This is a genomic window from Rathayibacter sp. VKM Ac-2762, from assembly GCF_009866585.1.
Taxonomy (GTDB): domain Bacteria; phylum Actinomycetota; class Actinomycetes; order Actinomycetales; family Microbacteriaceae; genus Rathayibacter.
Map to the genome: position 1 here is coordinate 2,713,354 of NZ_CP047419.1, position 25,649 is coordinate 2,739,002.

A 25,649-nucleotide genomic window follows, 5' to 3' on the forward strand; every position below is an offset into this window, starting at 1 on the left:
CGCTCAGCTCGCGGCGGCCGCCGCGCGGGGGCTCTCGGCGCTCGCCTCGCGGTCGAAGCGCTCGCGGCTGAAGACCTGGTCGGCGGTCGTCAGAGCGAGGCCGATCACGCCCGCCAGCTCGCCCAGGTCCGACGTGTGGATGGTCAGGTGCCGCGTGGCGAGCGGGTGGGTGCGCAGGTAGACGCGCTCGCGCAGGCCCGACATCAGCACCTCGCCGCAGTCGCCGAGCTGACCCGAGATCACGATGGTCCGCGGGTTGAGGATGTTGACGAGGTCGGCGACCGCCTCGCCGAGGACGCGGCCGGCCTGGCGCACGGCCTGGGTGGCGCGCATGTCGCCGCGGAGCACGCGGGCCGTGACGTCGGCGACGTGCTTGATCGAGGGGTCGTCGGCCGAGAGGTCGCGGACGAGGGCCCAGCCGCTCGCGTACGCCTCCACGCAGCCGGCGTTGCCGCAGCGGCAGGGCAGCGGATCCGCGTCGACCGTGCCCGTGACCGCGCGGGTGTGGCCGATGTCGCCGGCCGCGCCGACGGCTCCGCGGATCGTCGCTCCGTTGAAGACGAGGCCCGAGCCGATGCCGGTGCCGAGCTTCAGGCTGATCAGGTTGTCGGAGCCGTGGTGGCGCGACTCGGCGAGGGCGCGGGCGTTCGCGTCGTTCTCGATGACGACCTGCACGCCCTCGTACGGCTCGGCGAAGTAGCCGGCGATGTCGAAGTCGTCCCAGCCGGTCATGATCGGCGGGTTGCGCACGCGCCCGGCGGCGAACTCGACCGGCCCCGGGACTCCGACGCCGATGCCGGCGACCGCGTCGCCCTGCTGCAGCCGCTCGAACGCGGCGATCACCAGCGAGAGCACGGCGTCCGGCCCCTCCCAGACGTCGACGACGCCGCTCTCGTGCCGGAGGGGGGTGCCGCGCAGGTCGCAGGCGGCGGCGACGAATCCGCTCGCCCCGATGTCGGCGGTGAGGAACACCGTGCCGACCAGGTTCATCGCGAACATGCTCGAGGGGCGCCCGCCGGTCGACTCGCCGCCGGTGGTGGGGGCGATCAGGCCGAGCTCCACGAGGGTCGCGAGGCGCTGGTTGACGGTGGAGCGGGAGAGCCCCGTCTGCTCCATCACCGCGTTGCGCGAGACCTCGCCCTGCTCGCGGAACAGCGCGAGGACGTCGGCCACGTGCGAACCGGCCTCGCCGGTGGAGTACCCCGTCATCGCTCCCCCTCTTGTCACGGTCAGCGTACATGCCTGCCGACGGGAAACCTGAAGTTCCCCGACTTTCGTATTGCGGTAACGCGAAAGCGCCGGTAGTTTTCACACACCGGCACGCAGTGGTGCCACTGATCCTCAAGGATGACGATGAACCGCACAGCACGCCGCCTCCTCCCGGTTCTCGCACCGGTCGGCGCCCTCGCACTCCTCCTCACCGGCTGCGCCTCGGGTGGCGACACGGCCGCCGGCGGCTCCGGATCGACCAAGGTCGCCGCGGTCATCAAGGGCCTCGACAACCCCTTCTTCCAGGCGATGGAGAACGGCATCGAGGACACCGCGAAGGACGACTCCGTGGACGTCTCGGTGCAGGCCGCCGCCGACATCGGCGACACCACCGGCCAGGCCGACAAGCTCACCACGGTCGCCGGCCAGGACTTCGGCTGCCTGATCGTCAACCCGATCAGCGGCACGAACCTGGTGCAGGCCCTCGCCTCCGCCACCGGCAAGACGATCGTCAACATCGACAGCCCGCTCGACCCCGACGCGGTCGAGGCCGCGAACCTCGACGTCACCACCTACATCGGCACCGACAACGAGGCCGCGGGCGGCAAGGCCGGCGACTTCCTCCTGCAGCAGCTGCCCGCCGGCTCCGAGGTCGCCGTCATCGGCGGAGTCTCGGGAGACGTCACCAGCGCCGCCCGCGTCGACGGCTTCACCGCCGCGATCGGCTCCGACCTCACCGTCGTCCAGGAGGCCGCGGCCGACTGGAAGCGCGAGGTCGCGCTGACCAAGGCGACCGACATCCTCGCCGCGAACCCCGACGTGAAGGCGTTCTTCGCCGCGAACGACGACATGGGCCTCGGCATCGTCAAGGCCGTCGAGAACGCGGGCCTCACCGGCTCCGTCCAGGTGGTCAGCGTCGACGGCAACGAGGACGCGCTGCAGTCGGTGAAGGACGGCGGACTCACCGCCACCGTCGCCCAGTACCCCTACGCGATCGGCCAGCTCGGCGTGCAGGCGTGCGAGGCCGTCGGCGCCGGCGAGGAGATCCCCGCCGAGATCGAGTCGCCCACCGCGCTCGTGACCTCCGAGACCGCGGAGCAGGCCCTCGGCGCCTTCCCCCAGCCGTTCGAGGAGTTCGACAACCCGCTCGCCGCGCTCGTCCCCAGCAAGTAGGACCTCCTGCCCATGGCAACCCAGGAAGCGACCATGACCTCAGTCACCGCCCGACCCCCGGCCAGCGCCTCCCCGCTGCTGGCGAACCTCCGTCAGCTCAGCTTCTGGGCCGAGAACGCCGCACCGATCGGGCTCGTCGCCCTGGTGATCGTGTTCTCGATCGCGACGCCGACGTTCCTCAGCCTCGGCAACATCAAGGCGATGCTCGTCGCCGCCGCGATCCTGGTCATCCTCTCGATCGGCCAGTCCTTCGTCATCACCACCGGCGGCATCGACCTCTCGATCTCGGCGACGATGACCGTCGGAGCGGTCGGCTTCGGCATCGGCTGGAGCGCCGGCTGGGGCTTCTGGCTCTCGGCGCTCGCGGCCCTGCTCTTCGCGGGGCTGATCGGAGTGATCAACGGCTTCCTGATCGCGAAGGGCAAGGTCACCGACTTCATCGCGACACTGGGCACGCTCTCGGTGGCGACCGGCCTCGCGCTGATCGTCTCCGACGGCAAGCCGATCACGGTCGGCAGCCCCGAGCTGCTCCGCCTCACCACCGGCTCGATCGGGATCATCGGCTACCCGATCATCCTGGCCGCGGTCATCGGAGTCGTCGCCTGGGTCGTCATGTTCCGCACCCGCTTCGGCCTGCACGTGCAGGCGGTCGGCGGCAACGAGGAGAGCGCGGTCGCCAACGGCATCAAGGCCGGACGCGTGCGCATCGCGGTGTACATCATCGCCGCCGTCCTCGCCGGAGTCGGCTCGCTCCTCCTCGTCGCCCGCGTCGGCGCCGCGGAGCCGGCCATCAACACGCAGTACCTGCTCAACTCCATCGCGGCCGTCGTGCTCGGCGGAGTGAGCCTCACCGGCGGCAAGGCCAAGATCGTCGGCCCGATCATCGGAGCGTTCCTCCTGACCGCGCTGACCAACGGCCTGACCCTGCTCGGCGTCTCGCAGTTCTACCAGCCCCTCGCCGTCGGCCTGGTGGTCGTGCTCGCCGCCCTCATCACCCGCTACCAGAAGAAGTGAGCCCAGCCATGACCAGCGACATCCTGCTCGAAGCGCGGGACATCAAGAAGTCCTTCGGCGGCGTCCACGCTCTCAAGGGAGCGTCGATGTCGATGCGCCGCGGCGAGATCACCGCCCTGATCGGCGACAACGGCGCGGGCAAGTCCACCCTCGTCCGCTGCCTCTCCGGGGTGCACCCCGCCGACTCCGGCACCATCACCCTCGACGGCGACGTGGTGCACTTCACCACTCCGCTCGGCGCGCGGGACGGCGGCATCGAGACGGTGCACCAGACCCTCGCCCTGGTCGAGGACCTGACCGTGTGGCAGAACTTCTTCCTCGGCCGCGAGCTCACCAAGGGCGTGCCCGGGGTGCGGTTCCTGGACCGGACGCAGATGAAGAAGACGGCCCAGGAGCTGCTCGGCGACCTCGCCGTGAACGTCCCGCCGGTCACCAGCAAGGTCCGCCGCCTCTCGGGCGGCCAGCGCCAGGCGGTCGCGATCGCCCGGGCCGCGGGCTGGGGCAGCAAGATCGTGATCATGGACGAGCCGACCGCGGCGCTCGGCGTCCAGGAGACGGCGCGCGTCGAGAAGATCATCCTCAAGCTGCGCGACGCCGGAGTGGCCGTGCTGCTGATCAGCCACAACTTCGACCAGGTGATGCGCCTGAGCGACCAGGTGTGGGTGATGCGCGCGGGCCTCGCCGTCGCCGGCCGCCGCACCGCCGAGACCAGCGGTGACGAGCTCGTCTCGCTGATCACGGGCGCGAAGGCCGCCTGATGCACCCCGAGTTCCTGCACCGCGGGAGCACGGAGCGCTCGTCGCCGATCGGGGTCCACGCGGGCCTGCTCGTCGGCGACTGGACGCCGGAGTCGGGGCGCCGCGCGATCGGCGCCGCCGCCTCGATCGGCTTCGACCTGATCGAGATCCCGGCGCCCGACGACCCCGACGCCTCCGCGTGGACCGCCGACCTGCTCGACGAGCACAGGATCGACGCGGTCGTCTCGCTCGCGCTGGACGCCGACTCCGACATCACCGACCAGGCCACGGCCGGCCGCGGCGAGGAGCGGCTCCTGGCGGCCGTGCGGTTCGCCGAGGCGATCGGCGCGCGGTACGTCGGCGGAGTCACCTACTCGGCCATGCGCAAGTACGAGCACGCGGCCGACGCGGCTGCCCGCTCGCGCTCGCTCGACGTGCTGCGGAGGGTCGCCGCGGCCGCCGCTCCCGCCGGCGTCGTCGTCGGAGCGGAGTACGTGAACCGCTACGAGAGCAACCTGCTGAACACGGCCGCCCAGACCGCCGCGTTCCTCCGCGAGCTCGACGCGCCGAACGTGCTCCTGCACCTCGACACCTTCCACGCCCACCTCGAGGAGGTCGACCTCGCGAGCGCCGTCCGCGACGCCGGCGACCTGCTCGGCTACCTCCACGCCTCCGAGAACCACCGCGGAGAGCTGGGCACCGGGAGCACCGACTGGACCGGGCTCGCGGCGGCGCTCGCCGACTCCGGCTACCGCGGCCCGCTGACCCTCGAGAGCTTCTCGCCCGCCGTCCAGCCCCCGGCCTCGGCCGAGGGCATGGGCCTCTGGCGCGAGCTCTGGCACGACCCCGTCGCCCTCGCGACCTCCGGCCACGCGTTCCTCGCGGACCTGCTCGACACCGACCCCGCGGCCCGACGCCGCCCCTGAACCTCTCGAACCAAGGAGCACCACCATGACCACGAACCCTCTCGGAGTGCACGCCCTCGTCTTCGCCGGCGGCACCACCCCCGACGAAGTGACCGCGACGATCGAGCAGACCAAGGCGGCCGGATTCGACCTGCTGGAGCTCTCGCTGCACGACGTGCAGAACCTCGACACCGCCTCCGCCCGCGCCGCACTCGAGGCGAACGACCTCGGCATCGTCTGCTCCCGCGGCCTCGCCTTCTCGGCCGACGTCTCCAGCGACGACCCGGAGGTGGTGGCCCGCGGCGCGAAGCTGCTCGCCGACTCCCTCGAGACCACCCACGCGCTCGGCGGCACCCACTTCACCGGCGCCCTCTACAGCGCGCTCGGGAAGTACAGCGCGCCCCTCTCGGCCGCGGGCCGCGCGAACGTCGTCTCGGTGCTGACCGACCTCGCCGCCGAGGCCTCGACGAAGGGCATGACCCTCGGCCTCGAGATCTGCAACCGCTACGAGACCAACGTCATCAACACCGCCGCGGACGCCCTGCGCCTCGCCGACGACATCGGCGCCGACAACGTCCTGATCCACCTGGACACGTACCACATGAACATCGAGGAGGACGACTTCTTCCGCCCGGTGCTGCTGGTCGGGGATCGTCTCGGGTATGTCCACATCGGCGAGAACCACCGCGGCTACCTCGGCAGCGGCCACCTCGACTTCACGACGTTCTTCCACGCCCTCGCCGCGATCGACTACCGCGGACCCATCACCTTCGAGTCGTTCTCGTCGGCCGTCGTCTCGCCGACCCTCTCGAACGACCTGGCCGTGTGGCGGAACCTCTGGAACGACGGCCCCGCGCTCGCCCGCCACGCCCACGGCTTCCTGGTGAACGCGCTGGAGAGCAGCCGTGGCGAGGCCTGAGACCGAGGTCGCGCCCGACGCGGTGCGGCCCGGCCTCGACGAGCTGGCCGGGCGCGCGCTCGCGCTGACCTCGCCGGGCCGCCGTGCGATCGTCGCGATCGCCGGCAGCCCCGGGGCCGGCAAGACCACGCTCGCCCGGGCGGTGGTCGCCCGCGCGAACGAGCTCGCGGGGGAGGGGACCGCCGCCTTCGTGCCGATGGACGGCTTCCACCTCGCCAACGCCACGCTCGACGAGCTCGGCCGCCACGACCGCAAGGGCGCCCTCGACACGTTCGACGGCTGGGGCTTCCTCGCCCTGGTGCGGAGGCTGCGCGCCGAGACCGACCACGTCGTCTACGCGCCCACCTTCGAGCGCACCGTCGACGAGGGAGTGGCCGGCGCGCTGGCGGTGCACCCCTCCGCGTCGCTCGTCGTGCTGGAGGGCAACTACCTCCTCGTCGACGAGGGCCCGTGGGCGCTGCTAAGCGCCGAGTTCGACGAGGCCTGGTTCTGCGCGACTCCCGAGACCGAGCGCTTCGAGCGCCTGGTCGACCGCCACGTCTCCTTCGGCCGCGCCCCCGAGGCGGCCTCCGCCTGGGCCTCCGAGGTCGACGGGCGGAACGCGCTGCTGATCGAGGCCACTCGCGACCGCGCCGACCTGATCGTGTCGGGGACGGCGGCGGGGGTGGTCTGACGCCGGTCGGGCCGAGGGGCTGTCGCGCTCCCTCGGCCTCCGGCTCCCGTCCGCGGAGGGGTACGCGGCCCTCGTCCGACGGCCGTGCGCCGGGAACGGGCCGATCCGGCCGCGAGGCCGAAAGGTAGTGACGTCTCCCGGCGCCCGCAACTGCCTCCCGGCGGAGTCTCGTGTGCATCCTCTGGGACAACCTCCGATTCCCCTGAGCGGTCTTCTTCTCCCGCTCAGGCCCTTTCTAGGGTCGATAGTGCAGTCGTCCTCCGGACTCCACCGATCGAGAAGCACGTCAGGTGATCTTCTCGTCGGGTGGACAGGGGGATGTCCATGAGGGGAGAGGACAGGCCGATGACGCAGAAGTCGATCGCCGGGGCATCGAATGCGAATGCCGCGCTCATCACTTTCATAGTCGCCACTTTCGTTCTCGTCGGGAGCATCTTCCTGACGACGTCGGGCGATGTTCCGCTCGGTGCAGTGGCGGCCGTCGTGGGGATCGCCCTGCTGATCGCAGGGTTCGTGCAGATGTCGAGGATGCGCTCCTCCCGCTAGGCGGCGAGGGTCGCGTGCGCCTGCTCGGACATCCGTCGAAAGGTGCCCTGCGGGGGATCTCCTCTGCGCTCCCGAGCGACGCCGGCGACTCTTCTCCCCACCGAGTGCTTCCACGGTGCCTCCGCTTCTCCCGAGGAGAAGAAGGAGTTCCGCGGAGGATCAGAAGAACACCGTGCAAGGCAGATGGAAAGAGGTTGATGAAGATGACGAACAACGCTGACGATGTTCTGCGACGGACCGGCTTCGTGGACGAGTCCCACTTGTCCGACCTGGTGGCGGGCGACCGTGCTGCTGGAGAACAGGAGGTGGGGGCGGGCTCGCCGGTGATCATCTCGGCGGTCTCGGGCACCGTGGCCAGCGCGACCGCGGTGAGCGCCCTCGTGACCAGCTCCGGGCTGTGTCCGACGTTCTCCTGCACGGGCGAGTGCTGATCGGCCGTCGGACCACGCGCCCGCATCGGGCGTGACCGCGGTCCTCAGCTGATCGCGGACCAGGGTGCGGGAGCGGCGTCGCAGCCGCTCCCGCACCTGATCGGGCCGGTCACGGGCAGAGCATCCGCACACGGGTGACGCGATCCGGGATCGATCCGACCAGTGCTCGAGGGGGGCAGGAATGACGGCATCGACTGTCGACAGGGTGTGCGACGAGTACTTCGGAGTCTTCGGACCCGTCTACCGTCCGTGGGTCGAGCGGGTCGTCGCGCGGCTGGCGGAGTCGTTCGACGCTCTTCCCCAGCGCGGCCGGATCGACGAGACGGTCGTCCTGAGCGCGGCCCGGTCGGCGATGAGCGGTCTCACCCGGCTGGGCGCGAGGACGCTGATCGCGCGCCTGCACGCGGAGGACCTCCCCGCCGATGCGGGGTCGTCGGCGTTCGTGGACTTCGTCACGACGATGTCCTCCCCGCAGGAGCGCTCGGCGCTCCTGTCCGAGTACCCCGTGCTCGCCGAGATGCTCGACCGCACGGGCGACCAGGTGGTCTCCACCGTCCTGGAGTGCGTCCAGCACTTCTTCGCCGACGAGGCCGCGCTCGCGGCCGCACCTCTCGACGCCGGCTCCCGGATCCGGGACATCACGTTCTCGGACGGCGATCCTCACCGGAACGGACGAAGGGTGCTCATCGTCACCACCGACGCCGGCCGTCTGGTCTACAAGCCCCGCTCGTCCTCGATCGACCAGCTGGTCGCCCGCATCGCGGAGGTCGTCAACGATGAGACGGGAGGCCGCTCGCACCTCCTCGTTCCTGCGACCGTCGATCGCGGGGACCACAGCTGGCAGCCGTTCATCGAGTCGCGGCGCTCGGCCTCCGTGGACGAGTACCTCGAGTACTACCGGCGGCTCGGCAGCCTCCTGGCTCTCTTCACCGCTGTCGGCGGCCACGACATGCACTACGAGAACATCCTCGCCGTCGGCGCGCAGCCGGTGCCCATCGATCTGGAGACAGGCATCCGCGTGCGGTTCGCCGCTCCCGAGAACGACTCGCTCGCGGCGCGGATGGCCGTGGACGCCGCCTTCGGTGTCGGCGCGTCGCTGATCCTGCCGAACTCCGATACGGCCGGCCGGTTCGACATCGACCTCTCCGCCGCCGGCACCGCGGTCCTGCAGGAGTCGGACGTGATGAGCGGATCGCGGATCGTCGAGGCCGGCACGATCGGCATCCGCGTCGACCGGGTCCCCGGCTCCGTGCAGCGGCAGCCGCACGCGCCGGAGGGCTCGGACGCCGAGGCCTGGACGCTGGAGGACCTGTCGGCGCCGTTGCGGGCCGGGTACCGCGAGACGGCGGAGGCGATCGTCCGCTCCCGCACCCGGATCGAGACGATCCTCCGGACCTGGCGGCTCGCCGTCCGCGAGATCCTCCGGCCGACCTCGACCTACGCGGCGTTCCTCGAGTCCTCCCTCCACCCCCGCTACCTGACCTCGCGGGAGGCCGCGGAGGGGCTCTTCGCGCTCCTCGGCGATCCCGCATCCGTTCCGCCCGGAGTCGCCCACCGGGTCGCCCTCGCCGAGCGCCGCGCGCTGATGCGCGGCGACATCCCCTTCTTCGTCTACGACCGGCCGAGCAACACGCTGCGGGAGGCCGCCGACGAGTCCGGGGTCGACCTGCCGTCGAGCGCGATCGAGATCGCCGCCTTCGACGCCCTGCGCGAGTTCGTCCGGCGCGGCGTCGTGCGCGACGACCACTCCATCCACTCCCTGATCGCCTCGACCCCTCCGAACGCCTGGACGAAGGGCCCGACGAGGCGGGACATCCCCTTCGCGCTCGACGCCGGCTCCCCGGAGGACGTCGCCCGCGATCTCACCGACCGCATCGTCGATCTCGCGCTCTGGACCGAGGACGGCTCGGCATGCACCTGGCTGACGCCGCTGCTCGTCGACGACACGCGTCTGCGTGTCTCCTCCCTCGACCTGACCCTCTACCAGGGAGGCGGGCTGACGCTGCTCCTCGAGGCGGCGCACCGGAGGTTCGACGACCCCCGGTACGCCCGTGCCCTGCGCGGATTCGCTGCGGGCTTCCACGGGGTCGACCTCGCCGAGCAGCCGCTGGGCGTCTCCGGCTTCACCGGGCTCGGCTCGGTGGCGGTCACGCTCGCAGCCGCGGCCCGGGTGACGGGCGATCCCCGGACCGCCGCGCTGAGCGAGGAGGCGCTCGACCTCGTCGCTCGTCGTCTCCGCGACGGCGAGGGCCTCGGTTCCGACTTCATCGGCGGCGTCGCCGGCGTCACTCCCCTGCTCGCGGCCGGGGACGCAGCCGGCGGCCGGCACGAGGAGGCCCTGACCGCCGCCGTCCGGGCACTGCGGGCGGCCCCCGTCGCCGACGACCCCGAGGAGAACCTCGCCCACGGCCGCCTCGGCGTCCTCGTCGGCCTGGCCCACGCCGCCCCGTACGACCCGTCGCTGTCGCGGGACGAGCTCGCGGACGGCCTCGAGGCTCTCGTGCACCGCGAGGCGGCTCGGGTCGACCGCGATCCCGCGGCGCACTTCTCGTGGTGCAAGGGACTGCCCGGCGCACTCCGCGGCGCCGTCGACGGGCTCCGGGCCCTCGGGGCGGACCGCCAGGAGCTCGAGGAGCGCCTGGGCACGGCGGCGCGGGAGGCGTTCACGTCGGCGGCCGTGTCGTCGGACGACATGAGCCTGTGCCACGGGACGGCGGGCGCTCTGTCCAGCTGGGTCGCCGTCGCTCGCGCGCTCGGCGACGAGGAGCTGCTCGGCGGAGCACGCGCGGCGGGAGCGGACCTGGTCGACCGCTACGCGCGCAGCGGCTTCCGGGGAGGCGTCCGCAACGGGGAGTCGTCCCTCGGCTTCATGCTCGGGGTGCCCGGCTTCGCTCACGCCCTGCTCGAGGTCTCCGACACCGCTCCCTGCACGGCTCCGGTCGGCTCGGCCCGTCGCCGAGAGCCGGTGGCCGCGCGATGAGGACGACGGTCCGGCCCCGACTGCAGCTCTCGGTCACCGAGTGCGGGCCCCGATGCGCGCAGATGATCCTCGACGCGCACGGCATCGGCCAGGAGGTCGGCCGCCTGGCGCCGCCGACCGGGACCAGCGGGGGGATGAGCCTCGCGGAGGTGGCCGCGGCGATAGCCGGGAACGGACTGCCCGCCCGGGTGCGTCGCGTCCCGGTCGCACCGCTGTCGGCTCTGCCGGCGCCCTCGGTGCTGTTCTGGGACGGCGGCCACTTCGTGGTGCTGGAGCGCGTCGGCCGCCGCCGCGTCGTGGTCGTCGATCCTGCGGTCGGGCGGCTCGCCGTGGATACGGAGGAGTTCTCCCGTCGCTACGGCGGCGTGCTCGTCGAGGTCGATGGTCGCAGGGCCCTGCTGAGCCAGGCGGTCGGTGCCGCTGATCGCGCGCGACGCGCCCTCGGCTGGAACCGCCCCCGCACCGCGCTCGCCGCCGGGATCGCCGCCGCTCTCCACGCCGTGGCGACCGCCGCGATCGCGGGCGGGGCGGTGCACGCCTGGGCTGCTCCGGCAGCCGGTGGGGCGCTCGCTCCGCAGCACCTCGCCTCCGCCGCCGCCGGCGCGGCCGTGGGCGGAGGCCTCCTCCTCGCCCACGCTCTGCTCCTCGACCGCACGGTCGACCGCACGAACCGGTCGGCGTCCCGTCTCCTCTCCGAGCACCTCTTCCGCCTCCCTCTGACGTACTTCTCGGAGCGCGCCGCATCGGAGCCGATGCTCCGTCTGAGCAGTGCCGAGCCCGTGCGGCGCGCAGTGCTGCGCGGCGCGGCGGCGGCGATCGGATCGTTCGCGGCGGCGGCGGCGCTCGTGGCCGCCGCGGCGGTCGTCTCGCCGTCAGCGGCGGTCGCCGTCGCCCTCGCCGCGCTCGGCCAGTGGGCGATCAGCCGGTGGGGCGAGCGCGCGGCGGCGCTCGAGGAGGCCGCCGCCGTGGCCGACGGGCAGCGAGCCGCGGAGACGGCGGCTGCGACGATCGTGTCCATCGCGGAGGTGAAGGCGTCGGCGCTCGAGGCGGCCTCTGCCCGGAGCTGGGCCACGAGCGTGTCCGCGGCACTCGGGCACCGCCGCACCGCCGACACGATCCGGACGGCGATCGGCGCAGCCGCCTGGCTCGTCCGCTCGGCACTCGTCCTCGTGCTGCTGCTCGTCGCCGGCCCCGTCGCCCTCGGAGCCGCCGCGCTGGGCGTGGCGGTGCTCGTGCTGCTCGGCCGCGCCCAGCGCGCGCTCGTCTCGCTCGCGGCGCTCGATCACGACATCGACGGCACCCTCGACCTCCTCGGGAGGCCGGCCGCCGCGGACGCGGAGACCGGCCTCGAGGGACTCGAGCACTCCGGGATCTGCGCGGACGGGCTCCGACCCGCTCCGACGGGCCCGATCGTCTCGTTCGGGGTCCCCGCCGGACAGCGGGCCGTCGTCTCGGGTCCGCCCGGGTCGGGCCGCTCCGCGCTCCTCGCGATGCTCGCCGGTGTCGCCGATCCGGGCGCGGGCCGAGTCCTCATCGGCGGCCGTCCGAGGACCGCGTACCGCCGGTCCTCGCTCTCCCGTCGCGTCGCCTACGTGTCGCAGCGTCCCGTCCTCCCCGGCGGCACGATCACCGAGATGATCCGCTTCGGCCGCGCCGACGTGTCCGACGCGGACATCAGGGCGGCGGCGGCGACGGTCGAGCTCGACGACGACGTCCGGCGCCTGCGGATGGGCTACGAGACCGTGATCGCGCCCGGAGCGGCGTCGCTCACGACGGCGCAGCGGCGGAGAGTCGTGCTCGCGCGGGCGCTGGCCGTCGGGCCCGCCGTCCTCCTGCTCGACGAGGCGACCGCTCCGCTCGGGCGCGACGCGGAGCAGCGACTGCTCGAGCGTCTCTCCCGGCAGGGGACGACCGTGGTGCTCGTCTCCTCCGACTCCGACACGGTCGCCCGGGCCGATGTCGTGATCGACCTCACGAGCGGGGAGCGGCCCGCGCCCGCCGTCGACGATGCGGCCGAGGGGGTCCTCCCGTGACCGCCCTCTCGCTGCTCGCTCCGTTCGATCCCGCCCATCCGGCGGCCCTGGCTCCCTTCTGCGCCCTCGTCCAGGAGACGGAGCTGCGGATGCTCTGGCAGGGGCACTCGACCGCCGGGGACGCCTGGATGAACGCCGCGCACCTCGCGGGAGCCGGGTACACGGTGCCGTTCGGCTTCGGCGTCCAGCTGACCGGCTACGCCCACCCCTTCGAAGCGGTCGTCAAGGCGGTCTCGCTGACGAGGCAGACGGGACGCCCCGTGGTCGCCGGGTTCGGCCCCGGCGGGCGCTCCGCGCAGGCCGCCCTGCACGGCGCACCGCTGCCGTCACCGCTCACGCACATGCGCGACTACGTCTCGACGATGCGGACCGCTCTCGGCGGGACGCCCGGCATCGAGATCGGGATGGGAGTCCTCCGCCCCCGGATGGCCTTCCTGTGCGGTGAGACGGCCGACGTCGCGATCACCTGGCTCACTCCGCCGGAGTACATCCGCGACACGCTGCTGAGCGCCCTCGAGGAGGGAGCCGCCTCCGCCGGGCGGCCGCGGCCGCGCATCGTGTCCGTGCTCCCCGCGGCCTTCGGCGTCGACCGGAGGGACGGAGCAGCGGCGATCGAGGCGACCATCGGCCACCACCTGACGCTGCCGCACTACCGCGACGTCCTCGGCAGAGCAGGGATCCGCCTGCCCGAGCCCGGCGCGGCGCTGTCGGCCGAGGTGTGCCGCGACCTCGAGGAGCGGGGCGCGGTGACCACCGACCCGGCCGCCGAGCTCGACGGGCTGCGGTCGCGGTACGCCGCCGCCGGTGTGGAGGAGATCGTCCTCAATGTCATCGGAGCGACCGCCGTCGCCGGCCCGCGAGCGGTCCTCGACGCCCTGATCACGCTGCTCGAGCCGGCGGAGCCGCTCGAGGGCCCTTCCTTCCGCACCGCACCGAGGCGGTCGGAGGACAGAGCGGGGGTGGGCTGAGACCGGACGAGAGCACATCCAGACCAGACCACCACCGACACCACCCGACCCGGCCCGTCCCGGACCGGTCGGGCAGACATCCGAACGAAGGAGAAGATCATGTCCCAGTACGACGTCGCGCTCTTCGAGGAGATCGCCGAGCAGGACTTCGACTCGGTCGCCTACGGCGCCTGCACCACCAACACCTTCACGCTGAGCAACGTCCTCGGCAACCAGGGCGGATGGTGCACGCTCACGGTCGAGTGTCAGCCCAACTGCAAGTAGACGGATGACGGGGGGCGGGGCCACGACCGGTCCCGCCTCCCGTTCCCTTCATCGGCAGGGTCCCCGTCAGCGAGGGGACCGATTCCAGCAGGAGCGTGAGATGAGCGACACCAGAGTCTTCTACCCCGAGTTCGATCAGCAGGAGTTCGACGACGTCATCCGGCCGCTGACGGAGTGGGACGGCGAGCTCGAGCGCTCCCTCGCCGGGCGCTCCGATCCTGCGCTCGGCACCCCGGTCGCGGACTCCGGACCGGCCGTCGAGTCCGCCCCCTTCGACGCGATCATCGACGGAGTCGTCGACGAGCACCTCGCGGGGCGGACGGCGCCCGCCGCGACCGACGAGGGAGTGGACGCGGACGCCGTCGAGGCGGGACTGCGACTGCTGCTCCGCGAGCGCGTCCGCCCCGTGCTGATCCGGCCGCTGGTCGTCGCGATCAACCGCGCGCGCGAGGAGGGCGTCCTCCGCGGCGGGACCCGTCTCGCGCGGTACCAGGACTTCTGCGCGCGATGGGAGAGCGAGTTCGCGGCCGTCACCCACCGGAGCCTCCCTCTTCTCGCCTCGCAGGTGGACGGAGTGATCCGGCAGTCGCTCGCGGCCCACGATCTCCTGCTGGCCCGCTTCCGACGCGACCGCGCTCTCGTGGAGACCCTGATCGAGCCGACCTCCGGCTCCCCGGTCCTCACCGGGATCAGCGTGAGCGGCGACACCCACGCCCGCGGCTCGGCCGTCGGGATCCTCCGCTTCGACGGCGGCGGCGCGGTCGCCTACAAGCCGCGCTCGGTCGACGGCGAGGCCGGCTACGCGGCGCTCGCCGAGGAGCTCGGTGCTCTGTCCGGTCGCCGCTTCGAGGCGGCCCGGGTCGTCCGGTGCGACGGGTACGGCTGGGTGCAGTTCGTCCGCGCGGTGCCGCCCGCGGAGGCGCCGTCCGACAGCGTCTTCCGCTCCGGCCAGCTCGGCGCGCTCCTGTTCGCTCTGAACGCCCGCGACATGCATCACGAGAACGTCCTCCTGTCGACGTCTGGACCGGTCCCCGTCGACCTCGAGACCCTCCTGCACCCCCGCAGGCAGGAGCAGTCGACCACTGGGACTCCGCTGCCCGTGCGCTCCTCCGGCGGGCGGCGCACCGCGCAGGACGTCCTCTCCGAGTCCGTCTACGGCGTCGGCCTGCTGCCGATGCTCATCACCCGCCCCGGAGACGACGCCGGGCACCTCGACGTCGGCTTCCTCGGCCGAGGAGGCGACGGGCCCTCGCCCTACCGGACGCTCCGGGTCCGGGAGGGCTTCTCGGACGAGATGACCGTCGCGCTCGAGTCCGCGGAGCCCGACGACGGCCCGGCGGTCCTCGCCGCGGGCGTCGACCCGGGAGCAGGCGTCCGGACCGTCGCGAGCGAGTTCACTGCGGGGTTCCTCGACCTGTACGACTGGATCGCCGAGCACCGCGACGCGTTCGCCGAGCTGGTCGTCCGTCACCTCGGGTCGGCCCGGCTCCGCTACGTGCACAACCCGACGATCCTCTACGCCCAGACTCTCCGGATGACCTCCGGCGTCGAGGTGCTCGCGTCCCGCGAGGTCTTCCTCGCCGTGCTCAAGAGGATCGGGATCGCGAGCAAGAACGTCGCGACGACCCTGGTGGCGTCCGAGATGCTCCAGCTCTCGCGCCGCGACATCCCCTACTTCGTCACCCGCGTCGATCACGAGGAGCTGACAGCGGACGGCGCGATCGTGGCTCGCCTCGAGGAGTCGCCTCTGGAGTCGTTCCGGGCGAAGCTCGCGCGCTTCGGCCCGGCGGACAGGTCTCTGCAGGCGTCTCTGATCGGAGCCGCGTTCACCGCGCAGTTCCCCGACAACCACCTGCCCGGGAGCGGCGGCGCGGACGGAGCGGGGGCCCGGAGGATGCGGGACGACCGCCCCTCGTCCGCCCGGTCGGATCTCGCCGCGCTCGCCGTGGACATCGGCGACCATCTCGTCGACACGGTCCTCGGCGACCGCTGGGCGCATCTGCCTCCCACCTGGATCGGCCCTCTCGCCTCCGCCTCCGCAGCCCGCCCCTGGCCGCCCGGAGTCCTCGGCTACGACCTCTACACGGGACGCACGGGTCCCGCGCTCGCCCTCGCCGCTCTCGGAGCCTCGGTCGGAGCCCGTCGCCACCTCGACATCGCCCGCCAGGTCTTCGACGCCTCCGCCGAGGTGCTGAGCGAGGGCCGCTACGAGGCCAGGAGCATCCGCGCGATCGGCACCGGCGCCTACACCGGGCTGCCCGGATTCCTCTGGGGCCTCGCGGAGGCGGGACGCCGCCTCGACCGCGCCGACTGGATCGAGGCGGCGGTGTCCGCGCGCGGTCTCGTCCTCGATCAGCTCGCGGAGGAGACGGATCCCGCGTCGTGGGACATCGTCTCCGGCAGGCTCGGCGCCCTCGGCATGCTCCGCGCCGTCGATCCCGCGCCCGACGCGGCCCTCGACGCACTGGTGGAGGACGCGGTCCGGAGCCTCGCCGTCCTCTCCGGGGCGACGCCGCTGCTCCGGCAGTCCGGCTATGCGCACGGCGTCGCAGGAGCCATCGCGACGGTCGCCCGGCACGCCCGACCGAGCGGGACGAGGACCGCGGTGCTGCGCCGCCTGCTCGGTGTGCTCGACTCCTTCTACGACACGGCCGAGCGCGACTGGCACACGGACTCGGCACGGTCCGGGTCCGCGACCGGATGGTGCCACGGCTCCGCCGGCATCGCTCTCGCCCTGACGACCTGCGCGCAGTACGCGCCCGACGCGGGCGTCGACCCGGACGTCCTCGCCGCGAGCGAGGACGCGCTGATCAGGAGAGGGTTCGGGCGCAACACGACGCTCTGCCACGGCGACCTGGGGAACCTGGAGGTCCTCCGCGCGCTCGACGAGGCCTCCGGGGGTGCGCACGCGCAGGACAGGGCCCGCGTCGAGTCCTTCCTGTCGGCCTCCGTCCTCCGTGCCCGGATCGACGAGCCCAGCAGCCGCTACGCGCACACGAACTCGGTCATGGTCGGCACGTCGGGCGTCCTCCTCTCGACCGTCCGGCGGCTCGATCCCGACGCTCCGTCGTCGCCGGTGGTGCTCTCGTGACCGCGCGCCGCAGAGTTCCCGTCGTCCTGCAGACCTCGCAGACCGAGTGCGGCCTGAGCAGCTGCGTCGCCGTCCTGGGGGCCCACGGGGTCGACGAGAGCCTCGCGTCGGCCCGGTCGCGCTACGAAGCGGGACGCGACGGACTCTCCGCGGGCGATCTCGTCCGGATGCTCGCGGACAGGGGGATGGAGTCGAAGGTCTACCGAGTCGCCTCCGCCGAGGCTCTGAGGGCCTGCGCGTCGCCGGTGATCCTGTTCTGGGAGCAGTACCACTACCTGGTCCTGGAGCGGATCGTGGGAGACCGCGCCTTCCTGATGGATCCGGCCTACGGGCGGCGAGTGGTGTCGATGGCCGAGCTCGAGGAGGGGTTCAGCAGCATCGTGATCGACGCCCGGCCGGGCGAGGACTTCACTCCGAGCCGCGCGCCTCTGCTCGCGGAGTGGCGATCGCTGCCGCTCCGGGCGCCGGGGATGCGGGCGCCCCTGCTCGCGGCCGCCGGACTCGTGCTCGCCGGGTACGCGGTGACGATCGGGCTGCCGCTGCTCACGCAGAGCATCGTCGACGCCTTCACCGGAGGCGCGGCGCCGGACATCGGGGGCGTGGTGCTGCTCGTGCTCGTCGCCGCGGTGCTGTTCTACGTCATCACGCTCCTGCGCAGCGTCGTGCTCGCGCGCCTCGTCCGAGCCCTCGGGCAGCACCTCATGGAGAAGGTGTTCGACCGGATGATGAGCCTGCCGTTCCCGTACTTCTCGACGAGGCCGGCCGGTGAGCTCCTCTACCGCCTGTCGAGCGTCAACACCGTCCGCGACCTGCTCTCGACCCGCGTCGTGCAGGTGGTGGTGGACGCGGGCACGCTCCTGTCCCTCTCCGTGTACCTCGCGATCGTCTCGCCCGCCGTGCTGCTCGCCGCGCTCGGTGTCCTCGCCCTCGTGGTGGTGCTGCTCGCCCTGACCGCCTCTCGCATCCGCACCCGCCTGGACACGGAGATCGCCTACGCGGCGTCGAGTCAGATCGTGCAGCTCGACGCGATCGCGTCCATCGAGTCGATCAAGATGGCGGGGAGCGCGCGGTCCGTGGTCGAGCGCTGGTCGACCGACTACCGCCGCTCGATGGCGGCTCTCGAAGGGCGGATGCGCCTCCAGCTCGGAGCGGTCGGAGGGGTGGTCGCCTGCGTCCAGCTCTTCGCGCCCCTCCTGCTGCTCACCGTCTCGCTCTGGCAGGCGAGCCGCGGCGAGATGACGACCGGCCAGGCGATCGCCGTCCAGAGCGTCGGCGGGGTGCTGTTCGCCTCGCTCTCCTCGCTCTTCGGCGCCTACAACGAGTTCGTCCAGACCTCGCGAGCGGTCGCCAGGATCGGGGACATCACCGAGACCGCGCCCGAGACGAGCGGCGGTACTCGCACTCGACTGGACGACGCCTCGCTCGAGCTGCACGACGTCGGCTTCCGCTACTCCGTCTCGGCCCCCGACTCGCTCTCGGGCCTCTCTCTGCACCTGCCCGCCGGTTCGACGACCGCGGTGGTCGGAGCATCGGGGGCGGGGAAGAGCACATTGGCCGCCGTGCTGTGCACCCTCTACAGTCCGACGACCGGTCGGATGCTGGTCGGCGGAGTGCCGTCGACCGAGTACGACACGGACTTCCTGCGCTCCCGCATCGGCTACGTGCCGCAGACCAGCACCCTGCACAACGGGACTCTGCTCGACAATCTCGCCATGGGCTCCGCCATGGACCCCGCCGAGATCGAGCGCCGCTGCCGCGCGATGGGCTTCCTCGACTTCATCGACGAGATGCCGATGGGGTACCGCACGATCGTCTCCAGCCTCGGAGGGAACCTCTCGGGCGGGCAGCGCCAGCGCGTCGCCATCGCCCGCACCCTGCTCCGCGACCCCGAGATCCTGGTGATGGACGAGGCGACGAGCGCCCTCGACGGAGTCAACGAGCGGCTCGTGGACGAGTACGTCCGGGATCTGGGCTGCACCAGGATCCTCTTCGCGCACCGGCTCTCGACCATCCGCGACGCCCAGCAGGTCGTGGTCCTCGCGGGCGGCCGCATCGCGCAGGTCGGCCCCCACGACGAGCTCGCGGCGATCGACGGCCCGTACCGCACGCTGTATCCGCCTCTGGACGGCGGCGCATCCGACGGGGCCGCCCCTGACCCGGCGCGGGCGGCGGCCGCGCCGATGCGCTGACTCTCCCCACCGGCACCACACCTGAAAGGCGACACCGACGTGATCTCGATCGATTCCCTCACGAAGCGCTACCGCGGCACGACCGCCGTCTCCGAGCTCTCGTTCTCGGCGCGACCCGGCGCGGTCACCGCACTCCTCGGACCCAACGGCGCCGGCAAGTCGACGACCCTCCGCATCCTGCTCGGGCTCGAGCAGCCCGACGGCGGGACCGCCACGTTCGACGGCGTCCCCTACCGGTCGATGCGCGAGCCGATGCGCAGCGTGGGCGCGCTGCTGGATGCGGGCTGGGTGCATCCGCTGAGGACGGTCTCCGCGCACCTGCGCTGGATGGCGCAGTCGAACGGCATCCCGCGCGAGCGCATCGGCGAGGTCCTCGAGATCGTCGGCCTCCAGAGCGTCGCCGGTCGCCGCTGCGGCAAGCTCTCGCTCGGGATGCGCCAGCGGGTCGGCCTCGCCGGAGCGCTGCTGGGCGACCCCGACCACCTCATCCTCGACGAGCCGGCGAACGGTCTCGATCCCGAGGGCGTCCAGTGGATCCGCGCCTTCATGCGGCGATTCGCGGACAGCGGGCGCGTGGTGCTGATGTCCAGCCACATGCTGGGCGAAGTGGAGCAGAGCTGCGACGAGGTCGTCGTGATCGCCCGGGGCTCCGCCCGGTACACGGGCGGCATCGAGCAGTTCACCGCCCGCGGCGGGTCGGGGAGGGTCCGGGTCCGCGCGGCGGAGCCCGAGCGCCTCGCGGCCGTCCTCGCCGAGAGCGGGGTGGTCTGCTCCGACGTCGTCGCAGGTGCGCGTGGGCCGGAGTTCACAGTGGAGGACAGCGACGAGCAGACGGTCGCCGAGGCGGCTGCGGCTGCCGGACTCCTCGTCTTCGAGATCAGCGCCGAGCGGTCGTCCGTCGAGGAGGCCTTCTTCCGCGAGGTCGGTGACGGAGCCGAGTTCCGGGGAAGGCTCTAGCGCCGTGCAGCTGCTCCGCTCAGCGCGCTCCGCGGGCACCCGCCTCGTGTCCACCTCCGACGTGCAGGTGACCGCGCTCGTCGCGGTGCTCATCCCGGCGGCCGCTCTCCTCGCCTCCCGGACCCTCGAGGTCGACGGCCCCTACCTGTCCAGCCGGGCGACTCTGCTGCTCGTCTCGCTCGGCGTGCCCCTGGCTGCCGCCGCCGTCGCGGGCAGCCGTGCCCTCGAGCATCGGCTGGGCGTCGAGAACGCCGTCGTCCTCGCCGTCCCCTCGGCTCGCGCGCGGACCGGCGGCGCCCTGCTCGCGGTCGCCGTGCTCGGGTTCGCCTGGGGTGCCGCGGCCCATCTGATCGTCGTCGGCGCCGAGTCGGCCCTGTCGATCGGGGCGCCGGTGACGGTCCTGCTGCTGCAGAGCCTCCGTGCCGGGCTCGTCGTCGCGGTGCTCGTCGTCGCCGCGCGGTCTCTGGGCGACCTGCTCCGCAACACCGCCGCCGTCTGGACCCTCGTCCTCGCCTGGTCGGCGGTCGGCGAACGGCTCGTCGGGAGCATCCCGGGTCTCGGGCCGATCGCCGGTCCGTTCCTGCCCGTCCGCAACGCCGACTACTTCGTGACGGGTAGCGCCTACGGGGCCGACTACCCCTGGTCGGCTCCCTGGGCGCTGCTCGTGCCCCTCGCCTGGGCGGCCGCCCTCTGCGCTGCGGCGCTCACCGTCTCGGCGCTCGTCCCCGTGCTGTCCTCCCGGAAGGAGAACCACTGATGTCCACTGCCCTGAGCGAGTCGCGCCTGCCGCGATCCACGATGTTCGCCCGGTCCGTCCGTGCCGAGGTGTCGAAGGAGTGGTCGACCGGGTTCCAGGCCGGGGGTGCCGTCCTCGTCAGCCTGGTGACGCTCGGGGTCGCGCTCGGGATCGGCTCGGTGAGCCGCACGGCCGACGCGCGGTGGAACAGCGGACAGGGCATCCTCCAGCCCCAGTTCGCCCTGGTCGGGCTGCTGACCGTCGGGGTCGTGCTCCTCCTCCTGGCAGCGGCCTGGTCGGTGCTCGGGGAGCGAGTCCCCCGGACGGCCGGGCTGAGCGCGATCGCCGTGCCGTCACGGAGCGTGCTCGTGCTCTCGAAGACGACCGTCGCCGCGGTCGGGACGCTCGTACTCACGGCCGTCCTCGTCCCGCTCGCGCTGATCGTCACGGCGTCCGCCGCGGCCGGCGCGATCGCCTGGCCGTCCGAGCTGCTGGAGGCGGGTGGAGCGCGCTTCTGGCTGGTCCTGCCGTTCGTGCTCGCCGCGTACGCCGCGATGGCCGTCGCTGTGGCGGCACTGCTCGACTCGGTGCCCCTGACGATCGGCGTCCTGCTCGTCTGGTACCTCCTCGTCGAGGACTGGCTCGGACGGGTGCCCGCCCTCGAAGCGGCGGCGTCGCTCCTCCCGGTCTCGGCCGGGCTCAGTCTGGCGGGAGCGCAGGGTGACGCGGCCGCTCTCCCGGGCGGCGTGGCGGGCGGCGTCGCGGCCCTCGTCGGCGCGACAGTGCTCCTGGTCGCGCTGGCGTGCTTCCGGGTCGAGAGGCGCGACGTCCGCTCCTGACGGCGGCACGGAGCCGGCTCGAGGCGCGGGCGTCGCCTCCGTCTCAGTCGGGGGCCGGCACCGCGTACAGCGAGATGCACCGCGCGGACTCGGGGCCGTAGGGCGCCCCGATCCAGTCCGCCGTGCGCCCCGCGAGGCGGAACCCGGCTGCGAGCGCGATCGCGTCCATCTCGTTCGGGTACATGTAGCGCAGCACCTGGGTCCAGCTGATGGGGTCGCCCCTCCCGATCACCGTGTTCTCGGCGACAAGGAGCTGGCGCACGGGCTCGACCGTGTACTGCTCGATCAGGACGGTGCCCGGGTCGAGGTGGCGCAGCGAGGAGGACGGGCTGGTCCTCGAGTGGTAGTGGATCGGATTGAAGGTCTCCACGACGAAGACGCCGCCGGGCCGCAGCTCGCCGAAGGCGTTGGCGAAGACCGCCTGCTGCTCCTCGAGGCTCTTCGCGAAGAAGATCGTGTTGATCATCAGGAGCACGGCGTCGTAGTCGCCCGTGCGGCCCGGCTCGGTGAAGGATCCGTGCCGCGCGTCGATCCGGCCGTCGGAGTCGGCGCCGGCGAGCAGACGGAGCATCGGCGCCGAGATGTCGATCCCGGCGACGTCGAAGCCCGCCGAGGCGAGAGGCAGGGCGGTGCGACCCTCGCCGATCCCGTACTCCATGACGCGGTTCCCCGGAGCGAAGCGCCGCAGCAGCGAGTGCAGGGCGTCGTGCTCCTCGGCCGGCATCGGATAGAGCAGGCCGTAGATCTCGGTGATCCGCCCGCTGTAGTCGTCGTTCGACATCGTCCTCCTCGGCGGCGCGGCGGTGACGACGTGCCTTCCCCGCCGATCGCCCCCCGGCGCCCGTGGCAGTCAATCAGACGCCGAGCGGGTCCGGCCAGCCCCGGTCCTCTCGGGCACTGTCGCGGGTCCGGCCGGTCGATCGGTCGGACGACGGAGGACCCGTCGCCCGGCGGATGCGGTCTCGACGGGTCGGGTGTCAGGCTCGAGGGATGGACGACTCGACACGGAACTCCTCGGAACAGCCTGCTCCCATTGCCCCGCCGGCCGCTGCGCCCCCCGGAGCCGGGCAGCCGCCCCTCCCCGTCGCTCTCCTCCTCCTGCTGCGGCGGAGCGACGGGCGGCCCGCGGCTTCGTCGGGCGCTCTCGACACCGTCCTGGCCGCCTCCGTCCTCGCGGAGCTCTCCCTCCAGCGGCGCGTCGAGGTGGACGCCGGAGTCGTCGCCCTCGGGCCGGAGCGGTCCGCGCTCGGGGACGCCGTGCTCGACGGGGCCCTCGGGTGGATCGAAGCGGAGCGAGCACCGCGCAGCGTCTCCTGGTGGATCGCCCGCCTCACGCGGAGGGAGCTGCATGCCGCCCTCCTCGAGCGGGTCGCCGCCGTGGAGCCGGCGGAGGACGAGCGGCTGCGGATCCGGGTCGCCGAGGTCCTCGCGGCTCGGACGGCGCTTCTTCCGTCGGACGCGGCGCTCATCGGCCTGCTCGACGCGGCCGGAGCGCTCTCGCCGAGGCCCGGCATCCCGGACCGGCAGGCGATCCGGTCGCTCGCGGCGCAGCACTGGGCAGGGCCGGCGGCCGCCGCCGTCCTCGCGGGAACCGCCGCGAGCGTCACGGGAGCCGCGGTGATCGCCGCGACGACGACGGTCACGATCACCGGCATGTGATCCGACGCGTGCGACTCGCTGAGGCCGCGCGCCCCTACTCCGCCGGGTAGTCGGGCGCGACGAAGACGCAGAACGGGTGGCCGGCCGGATCGGCGAGGACGTGGAGCGCCTCCTCCGGGTCCTCGCTCCTGTCCTCGATCAGCTCGGCGCCGAGAGCGAGCGCCCGGGTCTTCTGCCGGTCGAGCTCGTCGGCGTCCGCGACCATGAAGTCGAGGTGCAGCTGCTGCGGGACGGGCCCCTCCGGCCAGGTCGCGCGCGGCAGGGCGGCCACCCGCTGAAACGTGAGCTTCGCGCCGTCGGCGGTGACGATCGCGACCCACTCCGCCTCGTCGTCCGAGCCGTCCGCGGGCGGCTCGTCGCCGGGGCGGTACTCGCCGCCGAGCAGGGCGAGGTAGAAGGCGGAGAGGGCGCGGGCGTCCTCCGTGTCGAGGACGACCTGGCGCAGGCGCATGCGGGCAGGGTACCGCCGGACGGCACCGGAGAGGGATGACGTGCTGTGCGGGACGGCTGCGGCGGGCCGGGCGTCGTGGGTCGCGGCCCGACGTCGGCTGAGAAGGGGGGTCCCTGCCCCGACACGGCAGGCCGCGTCTCAGCGGAGGTTGTCCAGCTCTCTCGCTCCCGACCGCGCCGCCCTGCCACTCCGCGCCCGCTTCCTCAACCCCTCCCGGCTCCCGGCCTCGCGCCAGGGCCCGGCGCGTACTGTGGCCGCTGACTCACGACGGCTACGAGGGAGACACCATGACGGAGCAGATCGGAATCCCCGAGGCCGCGGCGCTGGGGAGCGAGCAGCGGAGCATCGCGATCCTCGGAGCGGGCGGCGACCTCACCGAGCGGCTGCTGCTGCCGGGCCTGGGCCGGGTGGCCGAGCTCGCGCGCGACCTCGAGCTCACGCTGATCGGCGCGGCGCGCACGCCGCAGACCGACGAGGAGTGGCAGGGCCTCGTCCGCCGCAGCCTCGAGGCGGCCGGAGTCGCCCCGCACACGGTCGAGGCGCTCGCGTCGCGCGCGCGCTTCGTCGCCACCGACGCCTCCGACCCGGAGCAGCTGAAGGCCCTCCTCGACGCCTGCCCGTCGACCCCGGTGCTCTACGTCGCCCTGCCGCCGGCGATGGGGCACAAGGTCGCCGCCTCGCTCGCCGAGCTCGACCTGCCCGAGGAGCTGGTCGTCGCCATCGAGAAGCCGTTCGGCGAGGACCTCGACGACGCGATCGCCCTCAACGCGGCGTTCGCGAAGGTCCTCCCCGAGAGCCGCCTCTGGCGCATCGACCACTTCCTCGGCAACGCGACCGTGCTGGGGATGCTGGGTCTGCGCTTCGGCAACAGCCTGCTCGAGGCGAGCTGGAGCGCCGAGTGGATCGAGAAGGTCGAGATCGTCTACGACGAGACGCTCGGCATCGAGGGCCGCGCGGCCTTCTACGAGAAGACCGGCGCGCTGCGCGACATGCTGCAGAGCCACCTCCTGATGGTGCTCGCGCTGACCACGATGGAGCGCCCCGACGAGGTCGCGCCCGACGAGGTCCACGCGCGCATGGCCGAGGTGCTCGGCGCCGTGCGGCTCTGGCGCGACGACCCCTCCTCCGCCCGCCGCGCCCGCTACACCGAGGGCCGCGTCGACGGCCGCTTCTTCCCCTCCTACGTCGACGAGCCCGACGTCGACCCCGAGACCGGCACCGAGACCCTCGCGCAGCTGCTGCTCCAGGTCGACACTCCGCGCTGGGCGGGCGTCCCCTTCGTCCTCCGCTCCGGCAAGGCGATCGGCGACCCGCGCCGGGAGGTGGCGATCCACTTCCGCGCCGCCACGCCCCCGCGCGGCCTGCAGGCGGCCGAGGGCGACGCCGGGACGGTCCTCCGGATCGGCCTCAAGGGCGGCGACGTCAGCCTCGACCTGGTCGTGAACAGCGCCGACGAGCTGACCGATCTCGAGCGCACCACCCTGACGGCGCAGCCCGGCGCGGCCACGCTCGACCCCTACGCGCAGGTCCTCGCCGGGATCCTGCAGGGCGACACCCTGCTCTCGGTCCCGGGCGACGTGGCCGAGCAGTGCTGGCGCATCGTCACTCCGGTGCTCTCCGCCTGGGCCGCGGGCGACGCTCCGCTGGACGAGTACGAGGCGGGGAGCGCGGGGCCCGAGGGCTGGTGAGCGCGCGGTGAGGCGCGCGGGCTGAGGCGTCGGCGCGTGGCGTGATGCGGGGTCGGGTCCGCCGACGCCGGTCGCGTCGCCTCCCGCCCGGCTCCGCTGCTGGCCGTCCCGCTGGTCGACCCGTTCCGCCGGTCGACCGGCCGGTCGGTCGACCCTCCCGCCCGTTGACCCTCCCGCCCCTTGACCC

Annotated in this window: 22 protein-coding genes; 19 read left to right on the plus strand and 3 right to left on the minus strand. The window is 73.0% G+C overall.

The features are described 5' to 3' along the window. Nucleotides 1–3: 3 nt before the first annotated feature. Nucleotides 4–1,209, minus strand: a complete 1,206-nt coding sequence (locus GTU71_RS12745; protein WP_104225808.1) for an ROK family transcriptional regulator — start codon at nucleotides 1,207–1,209, stop codon at nucleotides 4–6. Nucleotides 1,210–1,353: 144 nt separating this feature from the next. Here GTU71_RS12745 and GTU71_RS12750 point away from each other — a divergent pair, with 144 nt between their 5' ends. From GTU71_RS12750 to GTU71_RS12830, 17 genes are all read left to right on the plus strand, one after another. Further along, nucleotides 1,354–2,382 (plus strand): substrate-binding domain-containing protein, encoded by a 1,029-nt coding sequence (locus GTU71_RS12750; RefSeq protein WP_104222713.1) that lies wholly within the window; start codon nucleotides 1,354–1,356, stop codon nucleotides 2,380–2,382. Nucleotides 2,383–2,415: 33 nt separating this feature from the next. Beyond that, nucleotides 2,416–3,396, plus strand: a complete 981-nt coding sequence (locus GTU71_RS12755; RefSeq protein ID WP_104222714.1) for an ABC transporter permease — start codon at nucleotides 2,416–2,418, stop codon at nucleotides 3,394–3,396. Between the two features lie 8 nt (nucleotides 3,397–3,404). Continuing rightward, the gene (locus GTU71_RS12760; protein ID WP_104222715.1) at nucleotides 3,405–4,154 is read left to right on the plus strand and encodes an ATP-binding cassette domain-containing protein; all 750 of its coding nucleotides are present in this window, start codon (nucleotides 3,405–3,407) and stop codon (nucleotides 4,152–4,154) included. Continuing rightward, nucleotides 4,154–5,059, plus strand: a complete 906-nt coding sequence (locus GTU71_RS12765; RefSeq protein WP_159940339.1) for a sugar phosphate isomerase/epimerase — start codon at nucleotides 4,154–4,156, stop codon at nucleotides 5,057–5,059. The genes GTU71_RS12760 and GTU71_RS12765 overlap by 1 nt, the downstream gene beginning before the upstream one ends. 25 nt (nucleotides 5,060–5,084) lie before the next feature. Beyond that, nucleotides 5,085–5,957 carry a sugar phosphate isomerase/epimerase gene (locus tag GTU71_RS12770; RefSeq protein ID WP_104225811.1) on the plus strand — a complete coding sequence of 291 codons (873 nt, stop codon included), beginning with the start codon at nucleotides 5,085–5,087 and terminating at the stop codon, nucleotides 5,955–5,957. Continuing rightward, a complete protein-coding gene (locus GTU71_RS12775; protein WP_208543586.1) occupies nucleotides 5,944–6,630 on the plus strand; it encodes a nucleoside/nucleotide kinase family protein in 687 nt (228 codons plus the stop codon). Before GTU71_RS12770 ends, GTU71_RS12775 begins: the two co-directional genes overlap by 14 nt. A 345-nt stretch (nucleotides 6,631–6,975) precedes the next feature. Further along, a complete protein-coding gene (locus GTU71_RS12780) occupies nucleotides 6,976–7,176 on the plus strand; it encodes a hypothetical protein (protein ID WP_146082182.1) in 201 nt (66 codons plus the stop codon). A 197-nt stretch (nucleotides 7,177–7,373) separates the two neighbouring features. Next, nucleotides 7,374–7,607: a hypothetical protein gene (locus tag GTU71_RS12785; RefSeq protein ID WP_104255164.1), complete on the plus strand. Its 234-nt coding sequence runs from the start codon at nucleotides 7,374–7,376 to the stop codon at nucleotides 7,605–7,607. 181 nt (nucleotides 7,608–7,788) lie between these two features. Further along, a complete protein-coding gene (gene lanM / locus GTU71_RS12790) occupies nucleotides 7,789–10,587 on the plus strand; it encodes a type 2 lanthipeptide synthetase LanM (protein WP_159940341.1) in 2,799 nt (932 codons plus the stop codon). Further along, nucleotides 10,584–12,620, plus strand: coding sequence for an ATP-binding cassette domain-containing protein (locus GTU71_RS12795; protein ID WP_159940343.1), 2,037 nt, complete (start codon nucleotides 10,584–10,586; stop codon nucleotides 12,618–12,620). The genes lanM (GTU71_RS12790) and GTU71_RS12795 overlap by 4 nt, the downstream gene beginning before the upstream one ends. Next, nucleotides 12,617–13,588, plus strand: coding sequence for an LLM class flavin-dependent oxidoreductase (locus tag GTU71_RS12800; RefSeq protein ID WP_159940345.1), 972 nt, complete (start codon nucleotides 12,617–12,619; stop codon nucleotides 13,586–13,588). The genes GTU71_RS12795 and GTU71_RS12800 overlap by 4 nt, the downstream gene beginning before the upstream one ends. A 99-nt stretch (nucleotides 13,589–13,687) precedes the next feature. Further along, nucleotides 13,688–13,852 carry a plantaricin C family lantibiotic gene (locus GTU71_RS12805; RefSeq protein WP_104255168.1) on the plus strand — a complete coding sequence of 55 codons (165 nt, stop codon included), beginning with the start codon at nucleotides 13,688–13,690 and terminating at the stop codon, nucleotides 13,850–13,852. 100 nt (nucleotides 13,853–13,952) lie between these two features. Further along, a complete protein-coding gene (lanM, locus tag GTU71_RS12810; protein WP_159940347.1) occupies nucleotides 13,953–16,943 on the plus strand; it encodes a type 2 lanthipeptide synthetase LanM in 2,991 nt (996 codons plus the stop codon). Further along, on the plus strand, nucleotides 16,940–19,132 hold the full coding sequence (locus GTU71_RS12815; protein WP_159940349.1) for a peptidase domain-containing ABC transporter: 2,193 nt from the start codon (nucleotides 16,940–16,942) through the stop codon (nucleotides 19,130–19,132). Before lanM (GTU71_RS12810) ends, GTU71_RS12815 begins: the two co-directional genes overlap by 4 nt. Nucleotides 19,133–19,171: 39 nt before the next feature. Next, entirely contained in the window at nucleotides 19,172–20,089 is a 918-nt protein-coding gene (locus tag GTU71_RS12820) for an ATP-binding cassette domain-containing protein (RefSeq protein ID WP_159940351.1), read from the plus strand. Nucleotides 20,090–20,093: 4 nt separating this feature from the next. Further along, nucleotides 20,094–20,846, plus strand: coding sequence for a hypothetical protein (locus tag GTU71_RS12825; protein ID WP_104255172.1), 753 nt, complete (start codon nucleotides 20,094–20,096; stop codon nucleotides 20,844–20,846). After that, nucleotides 20,846–21,664: a hypothetical protein gene (locus GTU71_RS12830; RefSeq protein ID WP_104329720.1), complete on the plus strand. Its 819-nt coding sequence runs from the start codon at nucleotides 20,846–20,848 to the stop codon at nucleotides 21,662–21,664. The genes GTU71_RS12825 and GTU71_RS12830 overlap by 1 nt, the downstream gene beginning before the upstream one ends. 43 nt (nucleotides 21,665–21,707) lie before the next feature. Here the strand turns inward: GTU71_RS12830 and GTU71_RS12835 are convergent, their stop codons facing one another. After that, complete coding sequence (locus tag GTU71_RS12835) at nucleotides 21,708–22,445, minus strand: class I SAM-dependent methyltransferase (protein ID WP_159940353.1); 738 nt, start codon at nucleotides 22,443–22,445, stop codon at nucleotides 21,708–21,710. A 209-nt stretch (nucleotides 22,446–22,654) separates the two neighbouring features. Here GTU71_RS12835 and GTU71_RS12840 point away from each other — a divergent pair, with 209 nt between their 5' ends. Then, nucleotides 22,655–23,323 carry a GPP34 family phosphoprotein gene (locus tag GTU71_RS12840; RefSeq protein ID WP_159940355.1) on the plus strand — a complete coding sequence of 223 codons (669 nt, stop codon included), beginning with the start codon at nucleotides 22,655–22,657 and terminating at the stop codon, nucleotides 23,321–23,323. A 34-nt stretch (nucleotides 23,324–23,357) separates the two neighbouring features. On the opposite strand, the gene GTU71_RS12845 is transcribed toward GTU71_RS12840, so the two are convergent. Continuing rightward, the gene (locus tag GTU71_RS12845; RefSeq protein WP_104239613.1) at nucleotides 23,358–23,774 is read right to left on the minus strand and encodes a VOC family protein; all 417 of its coding nucleotides are present in this window, start codon (nucleotides 23,772–23,774) and stop codon (nucleotides 23,358–23,360) included. Between the two features lie 287 nt (nucleotides 23,775–24,061). Here GTU71_RS12845 and GTU71_RS12850 point away from each other — a divergent pair, with 287 nt between their 5' ends. Continuing rightward, entirely contained in the window at nucleotides 24,062–25,462 is a 1,401-nt protein-coding gene (locus tag GTU71_RS12850) for a glucose-6-phosphate dehydrogenase (RefSeq protein WP_159940357.1), read from the plus strand. Nucleotides 25,463–25,649 lie beyond the last annotated feature (187 nt).